The 22,026-nt window shown below is 70.8% G+C and carries 16 protein-coding genes and 1 other RNA gene; 12 read left to right on the top strand and 5 right to left on the bottom strand.

Features of this window, described 5'->3' with window-relative positions; translation table 11 throughout:
- Positions 1–18: 18 nt before the first annotated feature.
- The 3 genes from smpB to QF030_RS17585 all read left to right on the top strand — a co-directional run bounded on the left by smpB (position 19) and on the right by QF030_RS17585 (position 1,585).
- On the top strand, positions 19–555 hold the full coding sequence (gene smpB / locus QF030_RS17595) for an SsrA-binding protein SmpB (RefSeq protein ID WP_307167601.1): 537 nt from the start codon (positions 19–21) through the stop codon (positions 553–555).
- A 161-nt stretch (positions 556–716) separates the two neighbouring features.
- Positions 717–1,104, top strand: a transfer-messenger RNA (tmRNA) gene (gene ssrA / locus QF030_RS17590).
- Between the two features lie 118 nt (positions 1,105–1,222).
- Complete coding sequence (locus tag QF030_RS17585) at positions 1,223–1,585, top strand: hypothetical protein (protein WP_307163629.1); 363 nt, start codon at positions 1,223–1,225, stop codon at positions 1,583–1,585.
- Here the strand turns inward: QF030_RS17585 and QF030_RS17580 are convergent.
- The 5 genes from QF030_RS17580 to QF030_RS17560 are packed head-to-tail and all read right to left on the bottom strand — an operon-like array spanning position 1,572 to position 7,993.
- On the bottom strand, positions 1,572–2,588 hold the full coding sequence (locus QF030_RS17580) for a LacI family DNA-binding transcriptional regulator (RefSeq protein ID WP_307163628.1): 1,017 nt from the start codon (positions 2,586–2,588) through the stop codon (positions 1,572–1,574). The genes QF030_RS17585 and QF030_RS17580 overlap by 14 nt on opposite strands.
- Positions 2,588–4,858, bottom strand: a complete 2,271-nt coding sequence (yicI, locus tag QF030_RS17575) for an alpha-xylosidase (protein ID WP_307163627.1) — start codon at positions 4,856–4,858, stop codon at positions 2,588–2,590. Before yicI ends, QF030_RS17580 begins: the two co-directional genes overlap by 1 nt.
- 32 nt (positions 4,859–4,890) lie before the next feature.
- On the bottom strand, positions 4,891–5,721 hold the full coding sequence (locus QF030_RS17570; protein ID WP_307163626.1) for a carbohydrate ABC transporter permease: 831 nt from the start codon (positions 5,719–5,721) through the stop codon (positions 4,891–4,893).
- Entirely contained in the window at positions 5,718–6,683 is a 966-nt protein-coding gene (locus tag QF030_RS17565; protein ID WP_307163625.1) for a carbohydrate ABC transporter permease, read from the bottom strand. Before QF030_RS17565 ends, QF030_RS17570 begins: the two co-directional genes overlap by 4 nt.
- Positions 6,680–7,993, bottom strand: coding sequence for an ABC transporter substrate-binding protein (locus tag QF030_RS17560; RefSeq protein ID WP_307163624.1), 1,314 nt, complete (start codon positions 7,991–7,993; stop codon positions 6,680–6,682). Before QF030_RS17560 ends, QF030_RS17565 begins: the two co-directional genes overlap by 4 nt.
- A 543-nt stretch (positions 7,994–8,536) precedes the next feature.
- Here QF030_RS17560 and QF030_RS17555 point away from each other — a divergent pair.
- From QF030_RS17555 to QF030_RS17515, 9 genes are all read left to right on the top strand, one after another.
- Positions 8,537–9,523, top strand: coding sequence for a translation initiation factor IF-2 (locus tag QF030_RS17555; RefSeq protein WP_307163623.1), 987 nt, complete (start codon positions 8,537–8,539; stop codon positions 9,521–9,523).
- 923 nt (positions 9,524–10,446) lie between these two features.
- Positions 10,447–12,573 carry a bifunctional polysaccharide deacetylase/glycosyltransferase family 2 protein gene (locus tag QF030_RS17550; protein WP_307163622.1) on the top strand — a complete coding sequence of 709 codons (2,127 nt, stop codon included), beginning with the start codon at positions 10,447–10,449 and terminating at the stop codon, positions 12,571–12,573.
- Entirely contained in the window at positions 12,573–13,886 is a 1,314-nt protein-coding gene (locus tag QF030_RS17545; RefSeq protein ID WP_307163621.1) for an acyltransferase family protein, read from the top strand. Before QF030_RS17550 ends, QF030_RS17545 begins: the two co-directional genes overlap by 1 nt.
- Before the next feature lie 284 nt (positions 13,887–14,170).
- Entirely contained in the window at positions 14,171–15,565 is a 1,395-nt protein-coding gene (locus tag QF030_RS17540) for a nitrate/nitrite transporter (RefSeq protein WP_307163620.1), read from the top strand.
- A 99-nt stretch (positions 15,566–15,664) separates the two neighbouring features.
- Positions 15,665–16,840: a uroporphyrinogen-III synthase gene (locus QF030_RS17535; protein WP_307163619.1), complete on the top strand. Its 1,176-nt coding sequence runs from the start codon at positions 15,665–15,667 to the stop codon at positions 16,838–16,840.
- Positions 16,841–17,040: 200 nt separating this feature from the next.
- On the top strand, positions 17,041–17,616 hold the full coding sequence (locus QF030_RS17530) for a CGNR zinc finger domain-containing protein (RefSeq protein ID WP_307163618.1): 576 nt from the start codon (positions 17,041–17,043) through the stop codon (positions 17,614–17,616).
- A gap of 335 nt (positions 17,617–17,951) precedes the next feature.
- Entirely contained in the window at positions 17,952–18,473 is a 522-nt protein-coding gene (locus tag QF030_RS17525) for a sigma-70 family RNA polymerase sigma factor (protein WP_010039908.1), read from the top strand.
- A gap of 38 nt (positions 18,474–18,511) precedes the next feature.
- Complete coding sequence (locus QF030_RS17520; RefSeq protein WP_307163617.1) at positions 18,512–19,306, top strand: anti-sigma factor family protein; 795 nt, start codon at positions 18,512–18,514, stop codon at positions 19,304–19,306.
- A gap of 64 nt (positions 19,307–19,370) precedes the next feature.
- Complete coding sequence (locus tag QF030_RS17515; protein ID WP_307163616.1) at positions 19,371–21,749, top strand: HelD family protein; 2,379 nt, start codon at positions 19,371–19,373, stop codon at positions 21,747–21,749.
- Positions 21,750–22,026 lie beyond the last annotated feature (277 nt).

Below are 22,026 nucleotides of genomic sequence, written 5' to 3'. Positions count from 1 at the left end.
CGGACTATGAGCAAGGGAATGTACGTACCGAAGGAGTCCCAGCCGAAGCAGGGCGGGGTGGCCCCGTCCGGCAAGGTCAAGGACGGCAAGCGCAAGATCGTCGCGCAGAACAAGAAGGCCCGGCACGACTACGCGATCATCGACGTCTACGAGGCGGGTCTCGTCCTCACCGGCACCGAGGTGAAGTCGCTGCGCGAGGGCCGGGCCTCGCTGACCGACGGCTTCGTCCAGATCGAGGGGAACGAGGCGTGGCTGCACGCCGCGCACATCCCCGAGTACTTCCAGGGCAGCTGGACCAACCACTCCGCGCGCCGCAAGCGCAAGCTGCTGCTGCACCGCGAGGAGATCGACAAGCTGTCGGTGAAGTCCGAGGAGACGGGTCACACGATCGTGCCCCTCGCCATCTACTTCAAGGACGGCAGGGCGAAGGCCGAGATCGCGCTGGCGCGCGGCAAGAAGGAGTACGACAAGCGGCAGACCCTGCGCGAGCAGCAGGACCGCCGGGAGACGGACCGGGCGATCGCGGCGGTCAAGCGGAAGCAGCGGCACGCGTAGCCGCCGCGGACGCGGTCGCCCCCACGCGGTCGCGGCACACGGGTCGCCGGGAATACAGTGGCATCGTCGTGCGTTGGTCACGTACGATGGCACCTGTGCCTCACAGCAGGCACGAGCCCTCTCCGGAGGGGCCCTCTTCGGAGGGATTGAAAAATCAACATGGGGATGATCGGTTTCGACAGCGGCTGTCGAAGCAGGGGAAGCGTGTCGAGGAAGCGGCAATGATCTCGTAAACCATATGTCGCAAAAAATAATCGCCAATATCAAGAGCGATTCCCAGTCCTACGCCCTCGCTGCCTAATAAGCAGTGAGTGTAGGACCCATAATGGGTGTCAGCCCGGAAGTGTTCCCGATCCGGATCCTGGCATAATCTAGGGGACTAAACCTTGATCCCGGTCACGGGGTGAAGAGGGAAATCAAACAGTGACTGGGCCCGTCGGCGACTTGTTCGCGTGATCGCCGGGGCCGAGAAAATCACAGCGAACTGCACACGGAGAAGCCCTGATTCTGCACCGTTGGACGCGGGTTCGATTCCCGCCATCTCCACTCATCCCATGTGAACAAGAACCCCGTCGCTTCCGAGCGGCGGGGTTCTTGTCGTAGTGCGTCGTATCAGTGTCAGTAGCGCGTCGTATCAGTAGTACGTCGTGTCAGAGACGGAGGCCCGGTGGACGACCCGCTGCACATCACGCTCCTTGGCGAATATCACGCGCGACCGCTCCGCAGGGGTCTCTACGACGATTTCGCCCCGGACGATCCCGGGGCCGGCCTCGGTCTGTCCGACGCCCTCGTCGCCGATCTGTCCGCCTGGGCCGGTGGCATCGACGCGGCCATGAACACCTGGCTGGCCGACCGGGACGACATCCGCTGGGACGCCGCCTTCCTGCGTCTGCACGAGGAGGGCGAGACCCTGGCCGAACGCCTCGCCCGGGAGCTCGCCCCCGGGCGGACCGTGGCCTACGAAGGCGTGCAGGGCGTGTCCTGCGCGCTCCTGGGGACCCGTCTCGGCAACCCGGTCAGCGCGGACTGACCGTCCGCGGCGCCGTGCTCGCCCGCCGGGTCATCGCCGGCGGCAGCAGGGTCGCCTCGGGCACGCTCTCGCCGGCGAGCTTGCGCATCAGCAGCTCCACCGCCCGCTCGCCCACCTCCGCCGACGGCAGCGCGATGGAGGTGACGGGCACCCGGAGCCCCGCGGCCAGCTCGTCCGGACAGATCGCCGTGACCGACAGGTCGCCGGGGACCCGCAGCCCCAGCTGCTCGAACGCGTCGACGAGGGGCTCCAGGACCGCCTCGTTGTGGACGACCACTCCGGTCAGCGCGGGTTGCTCGCGCAGGAGCTGCTCCGCCACCCGGCGGGCCGCGGCCGGGGTCGCCTCGCAGGGGTGGACGGCGGAGGCGAGTCCCGCCCGGTCGGCGGCCGCGGTGAACCCCTGGACCACGCGCTGCGCGAACGCCGTCCCGCGCACGTACACCTCCGGCGGCGACCCGACCAGTCCGACCACGCGGTGCCCCAGCTGCGCCAGATGCTCGACGCACCGCTCGCCCGCCGCCCGGAAGTCGAGGTCGATGCACGTCAGCCCGTCGGCCTCGAGCGGGAAGCCGATCATCACGGACGGCCGGTCCAAGGAGCGCAGCAACGGCAGCCTCGGGTCGTGGAGTTGGACGTCCATCAGGATCAGCGCGTCGACCAGGGCCGTGTCCGCGACCCTGCGCAGCCCCTCCTCGCCCTCCTCCTGGGTCAGCAGCAGCACGTCGTGGTCGTGGCGGCGGGCAGCCGTCACCACCGACACCGCGAACTGCATGACGACCGGGACATGGATGCCCGCCCGCAGCGGCACCACGAGCGCCAGCACGTTCGAGCGGCTGCTGGCCAGCGCCCGGGCGCCGGCGTGCGGGCGGTAGCCCAGCGCGCGGGCGGCCTCCTCGACGCGCCGCCGGGTCTCCTCCGAGATCGGGCGTTTGCCGCTCAGCGCGTACGACACGGTGCTGGGGGAGACCCCGGCGTGCCGTGCCACATCGGTGATCTTCGCCATCAGACGGGCCCCCCGTCGTCCGGGGTCTCCAGGGTCAGGAACCCGGTGCCCGGCGCCGCCCGTGCGGCCCGGTCCCCGGCCGCCAGCGCCCACGGCGCCGAGGGGTCGCTCGCGGACGCCCGCAGGGTGTCTCCCTCCCGTACGACGGTGAAGGTCACGTCCCCGACCCGGACCGTCACCTGGGCGCCGCGCTGCAGGCCGTACGTGCGCAGGGTGACCCCGTCGGCGTGCGGGTAGTCCGGCCGGTCCGCGTGGGCGCCGACCGGGAGCACCGCGCCCGGCCGCACCAGCAACGGCACGCTGAGGAACCCGTGGTGTTCGCGCACCCAGCGCGGCCCGGTCACCGTCCGCCCGGTGAGGTAGTGGGTCCAGGTGCCCTCGGGGACGTAGTACGTCACGTCGCCCGCGTCACTGAACACGGGCGCCACCAGCAGGTCGGGCCCGAGCATGTACTGCCGTTCCAGGTGCGCGCAGCCGGGATCCGCCGGGAACTCCAGCACCATCGCCCGCATCACCGGGGTGCCCTGCTCGTGGGCGACGCGGGCGGCCTCGTACAGGTAGGGCATGAGCCGCAGCTTCAGCCGGGTGAAGTGCCGGGCCACGTCCACCGACTCCTCGTCGAACAGCCAGGGCACCCGGTACGAGGAGCTGCCGTGCAGCCTGCTGTGCGAGGACAGCAGGCCGAAGGCCAGCCAGCGCTTGAACAGCGCCGGTGTCGGTGTTCCCTCGAAGCCGCCGATGTCGTGGCTCCAGAAGCCGAACCCGGACAGGCCGAGGGACAGCCCGCCGCGCAGCGACTCCGCCATCGACTCGTACGTCGCCTCGCAGTCGCCGCCCCAGTGCACCGGGAACTGCTGGTTGCCGGTGGTCGCCGACCGCGCGAAGACGACCGCCTCCCCCTCGCCCCGGTGCTTGCGCAGCACGTCGAAGACGGTGCGGTTGTAGAGGTACGTGTAGTAGTTGTGCATGCGCTCCGGGTCCGAGCCGTCGGACCAGGCCACGTCGAGGGGGACCCGCTCGCCGAAGTCGGTCTTGAAGCAGTCGACGCCCTGGGCGAGCAGCGCCTCCAGCTTCGCCGCGTACCAGTCCCGGGCGGCGGGGCTGGTGAAGTCGACGAGGGCCATGCCGGGCTGCCACAGGTCCCACTGCCAGACGCTCCCGTCCGGCCGCCTCAGCAGATGGCCGAGCGCCCGGCCCTCCGCGAAGAGCGGTGAGCGCTGCGCGATGTACGGGTTGATCCACACGCTGACGTGCAGGCCCTTGGCCTTCAGCCGGGTCAGCATGCCCTCCGGATCGGGGAAGACCCGTGGGTCCCAGCGGAAGTCGCACCAGTGGAACTCCCGCATCCAGAAGCAGTCGAAGTGGAAGACGGACAAAGGGAGTTCGCGCTCGCGCATGCCCTCGATGAAGGAGGTCACCGTCTCCTCGTCGTAGGAGGTGGTGAACGACGTCGACAGCCACAGGCCGAACGACCAGGCGGGCGGGAGGGCGGGGCGGCCGGTGAGGGCGGTGTACTTGCGGAGGATGTCCTTCGGGGTGGGGCCGTGGATGACGTAGTACGTCAGCTCCTGGGTCTCGGCGCTGAACTGGACCCTCGACACCGCCTCCGAGCCGACCTCGAAGGAGACCTTGCCCGGGTGGTCGACGAAGACGCCGTAGCCGGCGTCCGTGAGGTAGAAGGGCACGTTCTTGTAGGCCTGCTCGGTCGCCGTGCCGCCGTCGGCGTTCCAGACGTCGACGACCTGGCCGTTCCTGACCAGCGGTCCGAAGCGTTCGCCGAGGCCGTAGACGGCGGTCCCCACGCCCAGGTCGAGCTGTTCCCGCAGGTAGTGGCCGCCGGTGGCCGCGTCCCGCAGGATCCCCATGCCCTTGGGGCCGCTGGAGGTGAGCGTCCGGCCGTGGGCGAGGAACTCGACGCGCCAGGGGCCGGTGCGGGCGACCTTCACGCAGAGCGCGCCGGAGGTCAGGGTCGCGTACGCGTCGTCGTGCGAGAGCTGCGGGGCGGGCCCCGCCTCGGTGAGGCCGAAGGACGGCTCGCGGGGCCGTTCGCCCGTGAAGTGGGTGAGGGTGAGGCCGACGACGTCGGGCATCGGCGTGTGGACGGTGATCGTCATGACCGGTCCCGTCATCAGGTCGCCGCGGCTGCGGATGGGGCGGGTCGGTGCGTGGATCTCCAGGGCGCCGTCCGACTCGACGACGTCGAGGACCTCGGCCGGGTGGGCGGCCGTGATGCCCTCGCGCAGCAGCCAGTAACCGTCGGTGAACTTCATGGAGGGGGGGGGTCCTAACTGCTCGGTCCTCACTACTTCACGGCACCCACGGCGATGCCACGGGTGAGGGTCCGCTGGAAGACGAGGAAGAAGACGAGGGCCGGGAGCACGCCCAGGAGGGCGGCCGCGTTGGTCATCGTGGCGTCCATCAGGCGCTGCCCCTGGAGGACGCCGAGGGCCACCGACACGGTCTGGTTGTCGTTGGAGATCAGCATGACCAGCGGGAGCAGGAACTCGTTCCAGGTCCAGATGAAGAAGAAGACCAGCAGCACACCGAGGGTGGGGCGGCTGACCGGGACGACGATCCGCCACAGCACCTGCCACGGGCCGGCGCCGTCGATCCGCGCCGCCTCGATGATCTCGCGCGGGAACCGGCTGAGCACGGAGGAGAGCAGATAGGTGCCGAAGGCCGCCTGGATCACCGTGAAGACGATGATCACGCTGAGCCGGGTGTCGTACAGGCCGGCCTGCTTGCTCAGGTAGTAGACCGGGTAGACCAGCGACTCCTGGGGAAGCATGTTGGCCAGCACGAAGAAGGCCAGGACCCAGGTGCGGCCCCTGATCCGGCCGATGCCGATCGCGTACGCGTTCAGCACCGACAGGACCACCGCCCCCACCGCCACCGAGCCGCTGATCAGGACGGAGTTCAGCAGCTTCCGGCTGTAGTCGACGCGCTCCCAGAAATCCTTCAGACCGTCCAGGTACAGACCGTCGGGCAGGCTCAGCGGACCGCTGCGCGAGTACTCCGCCGGGGACTTGACCGCGTTCACGGCGACGATGAGAAACGGGACGATCATGAAGAGGGCGGCCAGGCAGAGGGCCAGCAGGACCGGGTAGCGGCGCAGGGCTCGTACGGCCTTCATGTCCGGTGTCCTTCCTCCGCGTCCTCCGCCCGGGTCTGGAGCCGCAGGCCGACCAGGGAGAGGGCGAGGATGATCACGGTGAGCACGGTGGAGATCGCGGCGCCGTAGCCGACCTGCGTCTTCTCGAAGAACGTGGTGAAGGAGAAGTACGAGGGGACGTTCGTCGCGCCGCCGGGGCCGCCCTTCGTCAGGACGTACACCGCGCCGAACACCTTCAGCGCGGCGATCGTGCACCAGGTCAGCACGACGTAGATCTCCGGGCGGATCTGCGGCAGCGTGACGTGCAGGAAGCGTCGCCACCAGCCGGCGCCGTCCAGCTCGGCGGCCTCGTACAGCTGCGGGTCGACGCGTTCCAGCCCCGCCATGAAGACGACCAGCGGGAAGCCGAGCTGCACCCACACCATCACGCCCATGACGCTGTAGAGCGCGAGGTCGGGATCGCCGAGCCAGTCCTGCCGCCAGGAGCCGAGACCCACGGCCTGGAGGAGTTCGTTCAGCGAGCCGTCGTCGGGGGCGAGGATCCAGCTCCAGACGATGCCGGCGACCGCGACGGGCAGCACCTGCGGAAGGTAGAAGCAGGCGCGCAGGACGGTCGCGGTCCGGTCGCCGAAGTGCTTGCCGACGTGGTCGAAGAGGGCGGCGGCCAGGACCAGTCCGACGGCCGTGGGGAGCGCCGCCATCGCGACGACCATGAAGAGGCTGTGCCGGAAGCTCTCCCAGAACTCCGCGTCGTCCATCAGCCGGCGGTAGTTGGCGAGCCCGGAGAACTCGGGGCTGCCGACCCCCTGCCAGTCGGTCAGGCTCACCCCGGTGTTCATCAGGAACGGGACGACGACGACGGCGAGGAAGGCGAGGACGCCCGGAAGCAGGAACAGGGCGTAGGAGTCGCGGGAGCGGCGCGGATGAACGGCCCCGTCCTGCTTGCCGGTCACCCGCCCGCCGCGTGCGGCGGTCACCGTCATGTCTTCGGTACGCCCTTGTCGTAGGCCTTTTGCAACGCGTCCAGATAGCCGTCCGGCTTCTCGCTGCCGGTGATGAGCTTCTGGGTCTCGGAGACGAGGACGTCGTAGAAGCCGGGGACCGGCCAGTCCGGGTAGAAGGCCAGGCCGTCGCGGCCGGAGAGAGTGTTGAAGTGGGCGATGAGCTCCTTGGACTTCGGGTCGGTGATGGCGGCCGTGTCCGCCGCGACCGGGACGCCGCCCTTGTTGCCGAGCAGGTTCTGGATCTTCTTCGACAGGGTGATGTCGATGAAGTCGTAGGCGAGCTCCTTGTTGTGGGCGCTTTGGGGGACCACCCAGAGGTTGCCGCCGGAGCCCGGGGAGAGGTTCGAGCCGGGCCACAGGCCGCTGCCCCAGTCGAACGTCGCCTCGTCCTGGAAGCGGCCGTACCACCAGCTGCCGGAGAACAGGATCGGCGCCTTGCCCTGCAGGAAGGAGACGCCGGCGTCCTCGGCCTTGGCACTGGTGGAACCCTTGCCGATGTAGCCCTTCTCCACCCAGTCGGCGAAGGTGTCGGCCGCGTACGTCCAGGCAGCGTCGTGGAAGTCGGTCTTCCCCCGGTACAGCTCGTAGGAGTCGACCCAGGAGCGGTCCGCCCTGGACAGGGCCAGCTGGTAGACGTACTGCTGGGCGACGTACTCGGCGCCGGAGTTGGCGAGCGGGGTGATCTCGTTCTCGGCGAAGGTGTCCATCGCCGCGACCAGGTCGTCGAACGTCTTCGGCTCGGCGAGCCGGTACTTCGCGAACAGGTCCTTGTTGAAGTAGACCATCGTGTACTCGGCGTAGTTGGGCACCCCGTACCACTTGCCTGAGCCCATCACGCCGTTCGCGTCGTAGCGGCTGGTGGTGCGCACGCCCGGACTGAGCAGCTTGTCCCAGCCGCGCTTCGTCACCTCGGCGGACAGGTCGGTGAGGAGCCCCTGCTCGGAGAGCAGGCCCGCTGTCGCGTTGCCCTTGTTGTACTCCATGAGGTCGGGTGCGTCGGAGGAGTTGAGGACCATCGGGGCGGTCTTCTGGATCTGGTCGAAGCTTTTCTCCTCGAACTCCACCTTCACGCCCGGGTGCTGGGCCTCGAACTCCTTGATCGCCGCTGTCCAGGCCACGCCCATCGCGCTGTTCGGTGCCTCGTAGTGCCACAGCCGCAGGGTCTCGGCGTCGGAGGCGCCGCCGCCGTCCGAGCCGCCGCAGGAGGCCAGGAGCAGCGATCCGGCGAGTACCGCCGCCGCGCCCGCCGTTCCCCGTCGTGCCATCACACGCCTTCGTGCCGTCAACATCCCGTGCCTCCAGGGGAGTCGGATGGTTCTGAGGGCGTCACGGTGCGTCCATCGAATCGATTCGATGGGTGACGTCGAAGCGCTTCGACGGGGGAAGTTATGTGGCTGCTGTGGTCACGTCAATGGCGCGAGTGGGGAGAACGGGTGATCCGGCGTTGGCGCCAGTGAACTTTCCGGCCATGCCTGAGTCGGCTCTCCGCGCTCCTCCCGATGTCGACCTTCTGTACCCCTATGCGGCTTATGCCGAGAAACTTGCCGAGCACCTCGATCCTCGATGTGCATCGAGGGGTCACTTTCGGGATCGCCGTGATCGAGTGCGACCACCGTGGCTCGGCAGGGGGCGGTTTTCAGCCATCGGCATGGCCGTGAATTCTGTCCATGTATGACACATCGCGAACACAGGGCCCAAGCCTGCGCTAGATTCGTAGACCTGAGCGCAATGGGATAAATGGGGCGCTGGAGCGGGGTGGGGGCCCGGTTTCATCGGCGTGTGCTCAGGGTCGTCGGCGCACCCGCAACGGTTCCGTGGGGGGAAGTACGCACATGAAGAATTGGCGGGAAGACGCCCAACCGGGCTGGCCCGAGGCGGCATCGCCGACCCGGGACGTGCCGGTCATGGGGGTGGGATCCCAGAACCTGGCCGGGATCGCGGGGCAGCCCCCGACGTCCATGGCGGGAGAGAGCCTCAGATACCGGTCACTGATGGACGTACCAGGTGAAAGCGGTCTCCTGTCGGCCTCGAGCACCCCGAACGGTCTTTCCGAAAACGAACGGTCGAGCGATCTCCGGGATCCCTGGGGAGAGGAGCCCGGCGGCGCGGACGGAGCGGAGAACGACCCGGGCGAGGTGACCGTCCAGCTCGACCCCCCGAAGAAGGGGCGGTCCGACGGATCGGAGGCCGCCTCCGACGTCCCGGTGTTCGTCGACGAATCGGGCCGGCGCAGCCGTACCTTCCGCCGTATCGGCATCGTCGTGGGTACCGCGTGCGGGGCGTACGCCGTCGTCATCGTGGCCGCGTTGCTCTCGGGCAACGCGGGCGCGCCCTGGCTGCCGGTTCCGGTGCCGGGCCAGGCCGACGACAAGCCGGCGGCGGGCAAGGTGGACGGCACCTCGGCGCCCGACGAGTCCGCCGGCTCGCGCCCCGGGGTTCCCGGCGGCGGGATCCCGGGCGGCTCGGGTGCCACCGCCACCGCGTCCGGCGCCATGTCGGGCAAGCCGGGCGCGAGTCCGGCGCCGGGCGCGTCGGGGAGCGCGGCTCCGTCGAGCGGTGCGTCCCCGGCGGCGCGGCCCTCGGCGAGCGGGACCGCCCGTCCCAGCACCGGCCCCACGGCCACGGCGTCCTCGGCGCCCGGCCCGAGCAGCCCGGTGGTCGCGCCGCCGCCGCCGTCCACGCCACCACCGCCGGCGGCGTCCTCACCCGCCGCCTCTCCTTCCGCGTCCTCCGAGCCGTCCCCGGCCGGAGGAGCCTCCACCACGGTCGCCGACGGCCCGCCGGAACCGGCCCCGGCGGCTTCGAGCCCGGCGGCCTGAACCGGCCCGTGCGCTCCGGGTGGGAGTCGTCGGCCGACGGGCCTCGCGGACGCCACGCCCCGCACCGGCCCCGGCGCGCGGTGGGCACCGCCGGCGGCGGCCGGCTTCGGTGAACACGGCCCCGGTGGGCACGGCTTCGACGGGTGCGGCCTGGACTGCCCCGTCGGCGGCCGCGGACGCCGGCCGACGCGTCCGGGCAGGTCATCGGCCGCCGAGGCCGCGGACCGGGCCCCGATCCCGGGGACGACGGTTCTCTGCCGTCGCCACCGGGCTGCCGGAGGCGGGTCACGGGTGGGGCGGACCCGAGCGCGGCGGATCCGAGCAGGAATCCGGGACCCGCATCGCGGGGCCCGCGCAACGGTTCCGACGCAACGGCTCCGACGCAACGGCTCCGACGCAACGGGCCGACAGACACGACGGCTCCCACCTGACGGGCCGGCACACCGCCCAGGACCACGCCCAGAAACAACGCTCAGACGCAACCGCCCCGACGCAACCGCCCCGGCACGAGCGGCCGGCGCAACTGCCTGCACGCAACGGGCCCGACGTAACGGGGCCCGGCACACGGAAGTCCGACCTCTGTCAGCGATGTCTTGATGCTCGCTCCTCGCCGCTGCAGCTCGCGGCGCGTACCTTCGCCCGACCTCGTCCCCGGAGAACCACCTCTCATGGCACCAACTTCCAGCCGCCGCTCGACCCGACGGTCAGCTGCCGGGCAGCCCGCGCACTCGTCCGGCGGCCACGCCGCGTCCGCTTCACCGTCGACGGGGGACGCCTCGGGAGGTGAGCCGGCCGGCGGGCCGCGCGGCGGGCGTCGGTCCTCCGGACGCCGGTCCGGCCCGAAACAGGGCCGGGGCCGGGGCCCGGGGCACGCCGCGGGCGGCTCCGCGCACGCCGCGCCGCCGTCACCCGAACGCCGGCGTATGGCGTCGCTCCGGCTGCGCCATCTGCTGCCGCTCGTCGTGCTTCTCGCGATGATGGCGATGCTGATGCTGCGCGGCTACGTGCACAGCGAGATCCTCGCCGACTACCGCATCCGCCCCGAGGCCGCCGCCGACAAGGTGCCGCAGAAGGTGCTCGACGGCGGGCCGGTCGTCGACACCCGCAACGGGCAGCAGACCAGCCTGGACGTCCCGGACCACCGGATCGTGCTCACCTTCGACGACGGACCCGACCCGAGGTGGACCCCCCAGGTCCTCGACGTCCTGAAGAAGCACCACGCGCACGCCGTCTTCTTCATCACCGGCACCATGGCCTCCCGCTACCCGGACCTGGTCCGGCGGATGGTGGACGAGGGCCACGAGATCGGGCTGCACACCTTCAACCACCCCGACCTCTCCTACCAGTCGAAGAAGCGCATCGACTGGGAGCTCACCCAGAACCAGCTCGCCCTGGCGGGAGCCGCGGGGATCCGGACGTCTCTCTTCCGGCCGCCGTACTCCTCCAGCACGGACGCCCTCGACAACGCCTCCTGGCCGGTGACCCGGTTCGTCGGCACCCGTGGCTACCTCACCGTCTTCACCACGGCCGACAGCGAGGACTGGCGCAGGCCCGGGACCGAGGAGATCATCCGCAACTCCACGCCGCAGGGCGGCAAGGGCGCGATCGTCCTCATGCACGACTCGGGCGGCGACCGCCACCAGACCGTCCGGGCCCTCGACACCTACCTCCCCGGACTCCAGGGCAAGGGCTACACCTTCGAGAACCTCACCGAGGCACTGGCCGCGCCGAGCGCGCACACCCCGGTCACCGGGCTCGACCTGTGGAAGGGCAAGTCCTGGGTCTTCCTGGTCGAGGCCTCGGACGACATCACCGCCGTCCTGGTCGTCGGCCTCGCCGTCATCGGCGTCCTGGTCTTCGCCCGGTTCGGGCTGATGCTCCTGCTCTCCGCGATCCACACCCGCCGGACCCGCCGCAAGGGCTTCGTCTGGGGCCCCGACGCGCCCGTCACCGAACCGGCGTCGGTGCTCGTCCCGGCCTACAACGAGGCCAAGTGCATCGAGAGCACGGTGCGTTCGCTGATGAAGAGCGAGCACCCGATCGAGATCGTCGTCATCGACGACGGTTCCAGCGACGGCACCGCCCGGATCGTCGAGGACCTGCGCCTGCCCGGCGTCCGGGTCGTCCGCCAGCTCAACGCGGGCAAGCCGGCCGCCCTCAACCGGGGCATCGCCAACGCCCGGCACGACCTCATCGTGATGATGGACGGCGACACGGTCTTCGAGCCCTCCACGGTCCGCGAACTCGTCCAGCCCTTCGCCGATCCCAAGGTCGGCGCGGTCGCCGGCAACGCCAAGGTCGGCAACAAGGACACCCTCATCGGCGCCTGGCAGCACATCGAGTACGTGATGGGCTTCAACCTCGACCGCCGCATGTACGACGTCCTGCGCTGCATGCCCACCATCCCGGGGGCCGTCGGGGCGTTCCGCCGCAGCGCGCTCGACCGGGTCGGCGGCATGAGCGACGACACCCTGGCCGAGGACACCGACATCACCATGGCCATCCACCGGGACGGCTGGCACGTCGTGTACGCGGAGAAGGCGCGCGCCTGGACCGAGGCGCCGGAGTCCGTGCAGCAGTTGTGGTCGCAGCGGTACCGCTGGTGCTACGGCACCATGCAGGCGATCTGGAAGCACCGCCGTGCCCTCGTCGAGAGCGGACCGTCGGGCCGCTTCGGCCGCGTCGGCCTCCCGCTCGTCTCCCTCTTCATGGTCGTCGCCCCGCTCCTCGCCCCGCTCATCGACCTGTTCCTCGTCTACGGCCTGCTCTTCGGCCCGACCGGCAAGACGATCGCCGCCTGGTTCGGCGTCCTCGCCGTCCAGGCGGGCTGCGCGGCGTACGCCTTCGTCCTGGACCGCGAGCGGCTCACCCCCCTCATCTCCCTCCCGCTCCAGCAACTCCTCTACCGCCAGCTGATGTACATCGTCCTGCTCCAGTCCTGGATCACCGCCCTCACCGGCGGTCGGCTGCGCTGGCAGAAGCTTCGCCGCAAGGGCCAGGTGGCGGCGCCGCCCGGTGCGGCGGCGACCGCGGACGGAGGAGCGGCCTGATGAGCACCCACCCGACGGACGCCACGGCCGAGTTGCCCGAACTGCCCCACCCGCAGGCCCGCGACACGCTGCCGGGGCAGCACGGTACGGAGCGGCAGGCCTCCGAGCGACAGGTTCCTGAGCAGCAGGGTTCCGAGCACAAGGGTTCCGAGCAGCAGGGTTCCGGGAAGAAGGACGCGAAGAAGAAGGGCGGGGGACGGGACCGCTACTTCGACCTGCTCCGGGCGATCGCCCTCTTCCGGGTCATCTTCTACCACCTGATGGGCTGGGCGTGGCTGCCCGTCGTCTTCCCCTCCATGGGCGTGATGTTCGCGCTCGCCGGCAACCTCATGGCCCGCTCGCTGACCAGACGTCCCGCGCTGGACGTCGTACGGGGCCGGCTGCGCAGGCTGCTGCCCCCGCTGTGGCTGCTGGGCGCGGTCGGTGTGACGGGCATGCTGGTGGCCGGCTGGAGCCCGGACGACGAGGGGCAGCCCGGCTGGTGGTGGTTCCACCTCGCCTACTGGATCCTGCCGTTGAGCGACCCGCCGTACGGCGACGGGCTGCCCGGCGTGCACGGGCTGATCAGCGATGGCTGGGCCGCCGACCTGGGCGTACCCCTGTGGTACATCCGCGCCTACCTCTGGTTCGTGCTGCTCTCCCCGCTCCTGCTGCGCGCCCTGCGCCGGATGCCCTGGCCGACGATCCTGGCGCCCGTCGCGCTGTCCGCCGCCCTGGAGTTCGGCTCCCTGTCGGTGCCGGGCTGGCGGCTCGAGGCCCAGCTCAGCGACTTCGGCGCGTTCGGCGCGTGCTGGCTGCTGGGCATGGCGCACCAGGAGGGCGTGCTGCGTCGTCTGCCGCGTTACGTGGTGCCGTCCCTGGCGCCCGCCGTGGCGGGAATCGGCCTCTGGTACGCCTTGGCCCACGACCTCAAAGAGGGTCACGACCTGGACGACATGCCCTTCGCCCAGTCCCTGTGGTCCTTCGCCGCCGTGCTGCTGCTCCTGCACATCAGCCCGTCCTGGTCCGAGTGGCCCGCCCGGCTGCGCCGCTGGGACCGGCTGATCACCCTGCTCAACTCCCGTGCCGTGACGATCTACCTGTGGCACAACGTGTGCATCGGGATCGTGGAGGCTCTGTGGGACCGGCTGTGGGGCGTCTCCTGGCTGGAGGTGAACGCCACCTGGGTCCTCGAGAGTCCATGGGCGCAGCTGCCGGCCGTCTGGCTGCTCACCGCGGCCTGCGTGGTCTGCTTCGGCTGGGTGGAGGATCTCGCGGCCCGTCGCAGGCCACGTCTGTGGCCGGACGGGAGGGCGGCGGCGCACCGGGCCTGAGCGCGCTCCGGCGTCCCGCGAAGGCGGGGTGGGCGCGCGGTGGGGGCGTGGTCCGGGTGGGCGGCCCCACGGCCGCCCACCCGGACCACGCCCCCACCGCGCGTGGGGCGCCCCTCGCGCCGAGCGCTCCGTAAAACCTCTCACCGGGCCTGCGCGCAAGGTGAGAGCAACGTTCCTTTCCGGTCACCCACAGCCACAGCGTGGAAACGCGCCCTCCCTACCTTCGGGACTCATCACCGCTCATCCCCGCGAACCACCCCAGCCCGGAGCACCGTGGAGGCGTCATGACAGCCCCGAGTACAGCCCCCGCATCCCCGCCCCCCACGAAGAGGGGGAGCCACTGGATCGAGGAGTGGGACCCGGAGAACGAGGCCTTCTGGAACGAGAAGGGCGAGAAGATCGCCCGCCGCAACCTCCTCTTCTCCGTCCTCTCCGAGCACATCGGGTTCTCGATCTGGACGATGTGGTCCGTGCTCGTGCTCTTCATGGGCCCGGAGTACGGCCTCACCCCTGCCGACAAGTTCCTGCTGACCTCGATGGTGACGCTGGTCGGGGCGGTCGTACGGGTGCCCTACACCTTCGCTGTCGCGGTCTTCGGCGGCCGGAACTGGACGATCATCTCGGCCGGACTGCTGCTGATCCCCACGATCGCCGCGTTCACGGTGATGGAGCCGGGGACCTCCTTCAACACGTTCCTGCTGGTAGGCCTGCTCGCGGGCATCGGGGGCGGCAACTTCGCGTCCTCGATGACCAACATCAACGCCTTCTTCCCGCTCCGTAGGAAGGGGTGGGCGCTCGGACTCAACGCGGGCGGCGGAAACATCGGCGTGCCGGTCATCCAGCTGATCGCCCTCGCCGTCATCGGCGCCAGCGGCGGGCCGCGCGTGCTGCTGGGGATCTACATCCCGCTGATCGTCGTCGCCGCGACACTCGCCTCGCTGTACATGGACAACCTGGCCTCCGTGAAGAACGACACGGGCGCCGCGATCGACTCGGCGAAGGACGCGCACACCTGGATCATGTCCTTCCTCTACGTCGGCACCTTCGGGTCGTTCATCGGCTACAGCTTCGCCTTCGGGCAGGTCCTGACGAACCAGTTCGGCCGGACGCCCCTCCAGGCGGCCTACCTCACCTTCATCGGCCCGCTGCTCGGCTCCCTCATCCGTCCCGTCGGCGGCTGGCTCGCCGACCGCTACGGCGGCGCCCGCATCACCCTGTACAACTACGTCGGCATGGCCGCCGCCACCGCCGTCCTGGTCTTCGCCAGCATGCAGAAGTCGTTGCCGCTCTTCGTCTCCGTCTTCGTGGTGCTGTTCGTCCTCAGCGGTCTCGGCAACGGCTCGACGTACAAGATGATCCCCGGCATCTTCCAGGCGAAGGCCGTGGCCAAGGGGCTGGAGGGCGAGGAGGCGGCCGCCTACGGTCGGCGTCTGTCCGGCGCGTCCATGGGACTGATCGGCGCGGTCGGCGCGCTCGGCGGGGTCGGGATCAACCTGGCCTTCCGGCAGTCCTTCCTGTCCTACGGTTCGGGGACCGGCGCCTTCGTCGCCTTCCTCGCCTTCTACGCGGCCTGCTTCGGGGTCACCTGGGCCGTATACCTTCGCCGGCCGTCCGGCAGGATCACGGCAGGAAGCACCGCCTCCGAGGCGAAGCAGCAGCTCAGCTACGCCGAGGTGTGACGTAACACCGGCGACACGTGGCCGAACCGAGCCTGTCACGCACCGTTGACAGGCTCGTCGGCATGTAGGTGCACACGGGACTCGAGCGGGACGAGAGTTATGTACGAGGAACAGCAGCGACTCGACGCCGGCCCTCGGGGCGCCGTCGAACACGGGCCCCTCGCGGGCTTCACCGTGGGCGTGACGGCCGCGCGCCGGGCCGAGGAGCTCAGCGCGCTGCTCCAGCGGCGGGGGGCGGCGGTGCTGCACGCGCCCGCCCTGCGGATCGTGCCGCTCGCCGACGACGGTGAGCTGCTCGCCGCCACGAAGGACCTGATCGACCAGGTGCCGGACGTCGTGGTCGCCACCACGGCCATCGGCTTCCGGGGCTGGATCGAGGCCGCCGACGGCTGGGGGCTCGGCGAGCAGCTGCTCGACCGGCTCGGCGGCGTCGAGCTGCTGGCCCGCGGCCCCAAGGTCAAGGGCGCGGTGCGGGCCGCCGGTCTGACGGAGGACTGGTCGCCGTCCAGTGAGTCCATGGCCGAGGTGCTCGACCGGCTGCTCGAGGAGGGCGTCGACGGGCGCCGGGTCGCCGTCCAGCTGCACGGTGAGCCGCTGCCCGGGTTCGTGGAGTCGCTGCGGGTCGCGGGCGCGGAGGTGGTGGGGGTGCCCGTCTACCGGTGGATGCCGCCGGAGGACATCTCGCCGCTGGACCGGCTCCTCGACGCCGCCGTCTCCCGCGGCCTGGACGCGATCACCTTCACCAGTGCCCCCGCCGCCGCGTCCCTGTTGTCGCGGGCGGAGGAACGCGGGCTGCTGCCCGAGCTGCTCGCCGCCCTCGCCCACGATGTGCTGCCCGCCTGCGTCGGGCCGGTCACCGCGCTGCCGCTCCAGGCGCACGGGGTGGACACCGTCCAGCCGGAGCGGTTCCGGCTCGGGCCGCTCGTGCAGTTGCTGTGCCAGGAGCTGCCGTCGCGGTCCCGGGCGCTGCCGATCGCCGGGCACCGGGTGGAGATCCGGGGTCACGCGGTGCTGGTGGACGGGTCGTTGAAGCCGGTGCCGCCGGCGGGGATGTCGTTGCTGCGGGCGCTGTCCCGGCGGCCGGGGTGGGTCGTGCCCCGCTCCGATCTGCTGAGGGCGCTGCCCGGCGCCGGGCGGGACGAGCATGCCGTCGAGACGGCGATGGCCCGGCTGCGGACGGCCCTCGGGGCGCCGAAGCTGATCCAGACGGTGGTGAAACGGGGATACCGGCTGGCCCTGGACCCGGCCGCGGACGCGAAGTACGCCGACGAGTAGGGGAGGCGCCCGGGGGCTGCCGCCCCCTGTGCGTCCCGTCCCGGGGGCCGCCGCCCCCGGATCCCCGCCTCGGCCTGAACGGCCTCGTCCGCAATCTCCCCCGGAGGGGAGCCCGGCGGGCTGGTTATTGGCATCCCGCGCTGTCACTGTGAAGGGACGGTTCCCCCGAGCAGTGCCTCGCGGCAGGCGGTGACACGCGCATGGACGAGCTCCGTTTCGACGCCGGGCGGATCTGTCTCGACCTGCTCGCCACCGCGCACCCGGTCGAACGGCTCGACGCCGTCACGCCGTTGACCGCGTGGATCCGCGGCTGCGGACTCGTCCCGCCGGACACCGCGCTCGTCCACGCCGACGCCTCCTGGCCGCCCGCCTTCCGTGAACTGCGACGGAACACGGGCCGGTTGGTGCACGGATGGCTCGGCCGCGCCGAAACCGGCTCGTACGACCTCGCCCTGGCCCGCGTCAACGACGCCGCCCGGGCCGAGCCCCCCGCCCCGCGTGCCGTACGCGGCGAAGACGGCCGGCTGGTCCGTGAGTTGGCCGGCCCGCCGACGTGTGCCGCGCTGCTGGCCGCGGTGGCCCGGGACGCGGTGGAACTGCTCACCGATCCCGTCGCCCGGGCGGGACTGCGGCAGTGCGCGGGGGACAACTGCCCGATCGTGTATGTCGACATGTCCCGGGGGCGTCGGCGTCGCTGGTGTTCCAGTGAGGTCTGCGGGAACCGGGAGCGGGTGGCGCGGCACCGTCGGCGGGCGGCGCTCGCTTCGCAGCCGTAACTGCCCTGCCTGGTATGCGGCTTTCGTAGAGGCGTCGCCGACCGGCTGTCGAAGTGATTTCGATTACACGCCGTTTACCCGGGCCGCGCGCCGGGCACACGGCGTGATCTTGTCGATGTGGCGAAAACGTAAAGAAAAAGCGGTGGGAATGTGCCGCCATGTCCCCGCTCGTCATGACACCACGAAGAAAAGTGTCTCCCCGGTTTGAACGCTCAACACCCCGCTTGCGTACCCGTCGTCGAGCGACCGACTGGGGGATCCCCCGGACACCGGAGGTGGGCGTGCGCAAGGATGCGGCCGTGGCCAATGAACGTGGATCGAGGGCCCGACATCGCATGTCCCAGCCCTCGGAACCTGACGAGGAGCTGATGCGTGCTCTGTATCGGGAGCATGCCGGACCCCTGCTTGCGTATGTCCTGCGCCTGGTTGCCGGAGACCGGCAGCGCGCCGAGGACGTCGTGCAGGAGACGCTCATCCGTGCCTGGAAGAACGCCGGTCAGCTCAATCGTGCGACCGGATCTGTACGCCCCTGGCTGGTGACGGTCGCACGCCGCATCGTCATCGACGGCCACCGCAGCCGGCAGGCCCGGCCGCAGGAGGTCGACCCGTCGCCGCTGGAGGTCATTCCTGCGGAGGACGAGATCGACAAGGCGCTGTGGCTGATGACGCTGTCCGACGCGCTCGACGACCTGACCCCGGCCCACCGGGAGGTGCTCGTCGAGACGTACTTCAAGGGGCGTACCGTCAACGAGGCGGCCGAGACGCTGGGGATACCCAGCGGCACCGTGCGCTCACGGGTCTTCTATGCCCTGCGGTCGATGAAGCTGGCTCTGGAGGAGCGGGGGGTGACGGCGTGATGAGCGTTTACGGGGGATTCGGAGCAGGTGGTTCGGGTATGTCTGGACCCATGCAGGGATCTACGGGATCTCAGAGCCCGAGCGAACACGAGACCGTCGGCGCCTACGCCCTCGGGATTCTCGACGACGCCGAAGCAACCGCTTTCGAGATGCATCTCGCCGGCTGCGAGTGGTGCGCCCAGCAGCTCGACGAGCTCGCCGGCATGGAACCCATGCTGGCCGCTCTCGCGGACCTGCCGGGCACCGGCACGCCCGCGATCGGCGAGTCCCTGTCCGCCCGCCCCAGCCCGCGGCTCGCGGAACGGCTGGTCGACGAGGTGTCCGAGCGCCGCGCGGTCAAGCGCCGCCGCTCGTTCTTCCTGGTGGCGGCCGCGGCCGCGCTGATCATCGGCGGCCCGCTCACCGTGCTGGCGGCGACCGGCGGCGACAGCGGGACCAAGGGCACGGAGGCGAGTTCCACCAAGTCGGCCAACGCCGCCAAGGACACCTTCGCCACGCTCACCGACCGGGTCTCCGCCACCGACTCCGCCACCAAGGTCTCCGCCACCGTCGCCATGGGCGAGAAGGGGTGGGGCACGGAGGTCGGCGTCGAGCTGAAGAACGTCACGGGCCCGGAGAAGTGCTCGCTCATCGCCGTCGGCAAGAACGGCGAGCGTGAGACGGTCTCCTCCTGGTCGGTCCCGGAATGGGGCTACGGCATCGCGAACGCGAAGACCGAGCAGGCCAAGAACCCGCTCTACGTCGTGGGCGGCGCCGCCTTCAAGACCAACGAGATCGACCACTTCGAGGTCATGACCTTCGACGGCAAGAAGCTCGTCCAGATCGACGCGTAACTTCCTACACGGGGTCCCCTTCGCGTACGGTTGACGGCTGCCCAGCACGTCAGAAGGGGGCCCGGTGGCCGTTCAGGCACAGCAGGAAACCGCGGTCGGATCGGTTCGGCACACCGCGCCGGATTCGGTGCGGGACCGAGAGATCGGCATCGAACAGGAACACCTCGACCGGGTGTACCGGCGCCTCGAGGAGAAGATCCACGAGGCGGAGTTCCTGATGCACGACGCGGCCAAACGGGGGCAGGTCGGCACGCCCGGCGCCCTCGCCGAGCGGGACGCCCAGGTGTTCCGCGCGGGCGTCCACCTCAACCGGCTCAACAACGAGTTCGAGGACTTCCTGTTCGGGCGCATCGACCTGCTCCCGGGCAAGGACGGCGCGAAGGGCCCGGACGGCGCCTACACCGCCGTGGAGCCCGCCGAGGGGGCCGTCCGCGACGACAACACCGCCGACATCGCCGAAACGCTCCACATCGGCCGTATCGGCGTCCTCGACTCCGACTACTCCCCGCTGGTCATCGACTGGCGGGCACCGGCCGCGGCGCCCTTCTACCGGTCCACCCCGGTCGACCCGGGGCGCGTCGTACGGCGCCGGGTCATCCGCTCGAAGGGGCGTCGCGTCCTCGGCGTCGAGGACGACCTGATGCGTCCCGAGCTGAAGGCGGTGCTGGACGGCGGCGAACTGCCCGTCATCGGCGACGGCGCCCTCATGGCCGCCCTCGGACAGGCCCGCAGCCACACCATGCGCGACATCGTCGCCTCCATCCAGGCCGAGCAGGACCTGGTCATCCGCGCCCCCGCCGCCTCCGTGACCTACGTCGAGGGCGGCCCCGGCACCGGGAAGACCGCCGTCGCGCTGCACCGGGCCGCCTACCTGCTCTACCAGGACCGGCGCCGGTACGCGGGCGGCATCCTGATCGTCTCGCCCACGCCGCTCCTCGTGGCGTACACCGAGGGCGTGCTGCCCTCGCTCGGCGAGGAGGGCCAGGTCGCCATCCGCGCCATCGGCTCCCTCGTCGACGGCGCCGAGGCCACCCTGTACGACTCGCCGGCGGTGGCCCGGGCCAAGGGGTCGTACCGGATGCTGAAGGTGCTCCGGAAGGCGGCGCGCGGCGCGCTGGAGAGCGGCGGCCGGGCCGCCGCGCAGCGGGCTTTCGACGACCCCGACGACGAGACCGGTGAGACCCCCGCGCCCAGGGCGGCACCGACCCGGCTGCGGGTCGTGGCCTTCGGCCGCCGCCTGGAACTGGAGGCCGCCGATCTGGACCGCGTCCGGCAGAGCGCCCTCAGCGGCACCGCCCCGGTGAACCTCCTGCGCCCCCGTGCCCGCAAGCTGCTCCTGGACGCCCTGTGGGAGCGCTCCGGGGCGGTGGGCCGGCACAGCGACCCCCAACTCGCCGCCGAGCTGCGCTCCTCCTTCGACGAGGACGTGACCTCCGAGGACTCGTTCATCGCCTTCCTCGACGCCTGGTGGCCCGAGCTGACCCCGGAGGCGGTCCTCGCCGCCATGGCCGACGAACGGCGGCTCGGCCGCTGGGCCCGGCGCGTCCTCAACCCGGGAGAGGTCCGCAAGGTCGCCCGCGCCCTCAGGCGGGACGGCCGCTCGGTGCACGACATCGCCATGCTCGACGAGCTCCAGGCGATCCTCGGCGCCCCGCTGCGCCCGCGGAAGCGGCGCGAGTACGACCCGCTGGACCAGCTCACCGGTCTGGAGGAGCTGATGCCGGTGCGCGAGGAGACCCAGCGCGAGCGCGCCGAGCGGCTCGCCCAGGAGCGCACCGAGTACGCCCACGTCATCGTCGACGAGGCACAGGACCTCACGCCGATGCAGTGGCGCATGGTCGGCCGCCGCGGCCGGCACGCCACCTGGACGGTCGTCGGCGACCCGGCCCAGTCCTCCTGGTCCGACCCCGACGAAGCCGCCGAGGCCCGCGACGAGGCCCTGGGCACCCGCCCGCGCCGCCGCTTCCAGCTGACCGTGAACTACCGCAACCCGGCCGAGATCGCCGAGCTGGCGGCGAAGGTGCTGGCCCTGGCCATGCCCGGCGCCGAATCCCCGTCGGCGGTCAGGTCGACGGGCGTCGTGCCGCGCTTCGAGGCCGTCACCGACACCCTGGGCGCCACCGTCCGCGCGGAGGCCGGGCGCCTGCTGGAGCGGGTCGACGGCACCGTCGGCGTCGTGGTGGCCATGAACCGCCGCGAGGAGGCGAGACGCTGGCTCGCCGGGCTGGGCGACCGGGTGGTGGCCCTCGGCAGCCTCGAGGCCAAGGGCCTGGAGTACGACGCCACGGTCGTCGTCTCACCGGCGGAGATCGCGGACGAGAGCCCGGCCGGTCTGCGCGTGCTGTACGTGGCCCTCACCCGGGCCACCCAGCAGCTCACGGTCGTCTCCGGGGACCGTGACGAACCGGACGCGGACGGCGTCCCGGACCTTCTGCGGGACTGAACGGCCGATCGTTTCCTGTGAACCTGCCGGACGGGAATGGTCTTCGGCCATCCGTTTGTTAGCCTGGTCGTGACACCGGCTCGATCCAAGCCCCCGGGCCCAACCTTCGTCGCTACGAGCGACCACTTGCCGCGAGGCGAGCATGGCGGGCCGGTGTCATGAACGGGAGAGAGGCCCACATCACTGCGATGTGGGCCTCTCTCGTTGCCTTCTCCGGCGCCTGCACCGACTTGATTGAGAACAAAACGATCGCAACCCGGGGCGGCTTTCACGTACT

It is taken from the genome of Streptomyces rishiriensis (assembly GCF_030815485.1).
Taxonomy (GTDB): Bacteria; Actinomycetota; Actinomycetes; order Streptomycetales; family Streptomycetaceae; genus Streptomyces; species Streptomyces rishiriensis_A.
Note: the sequence above shows the minus strand (reverse complement) of the source record. Positions and strands in the feature narration are given on the sequence as shown.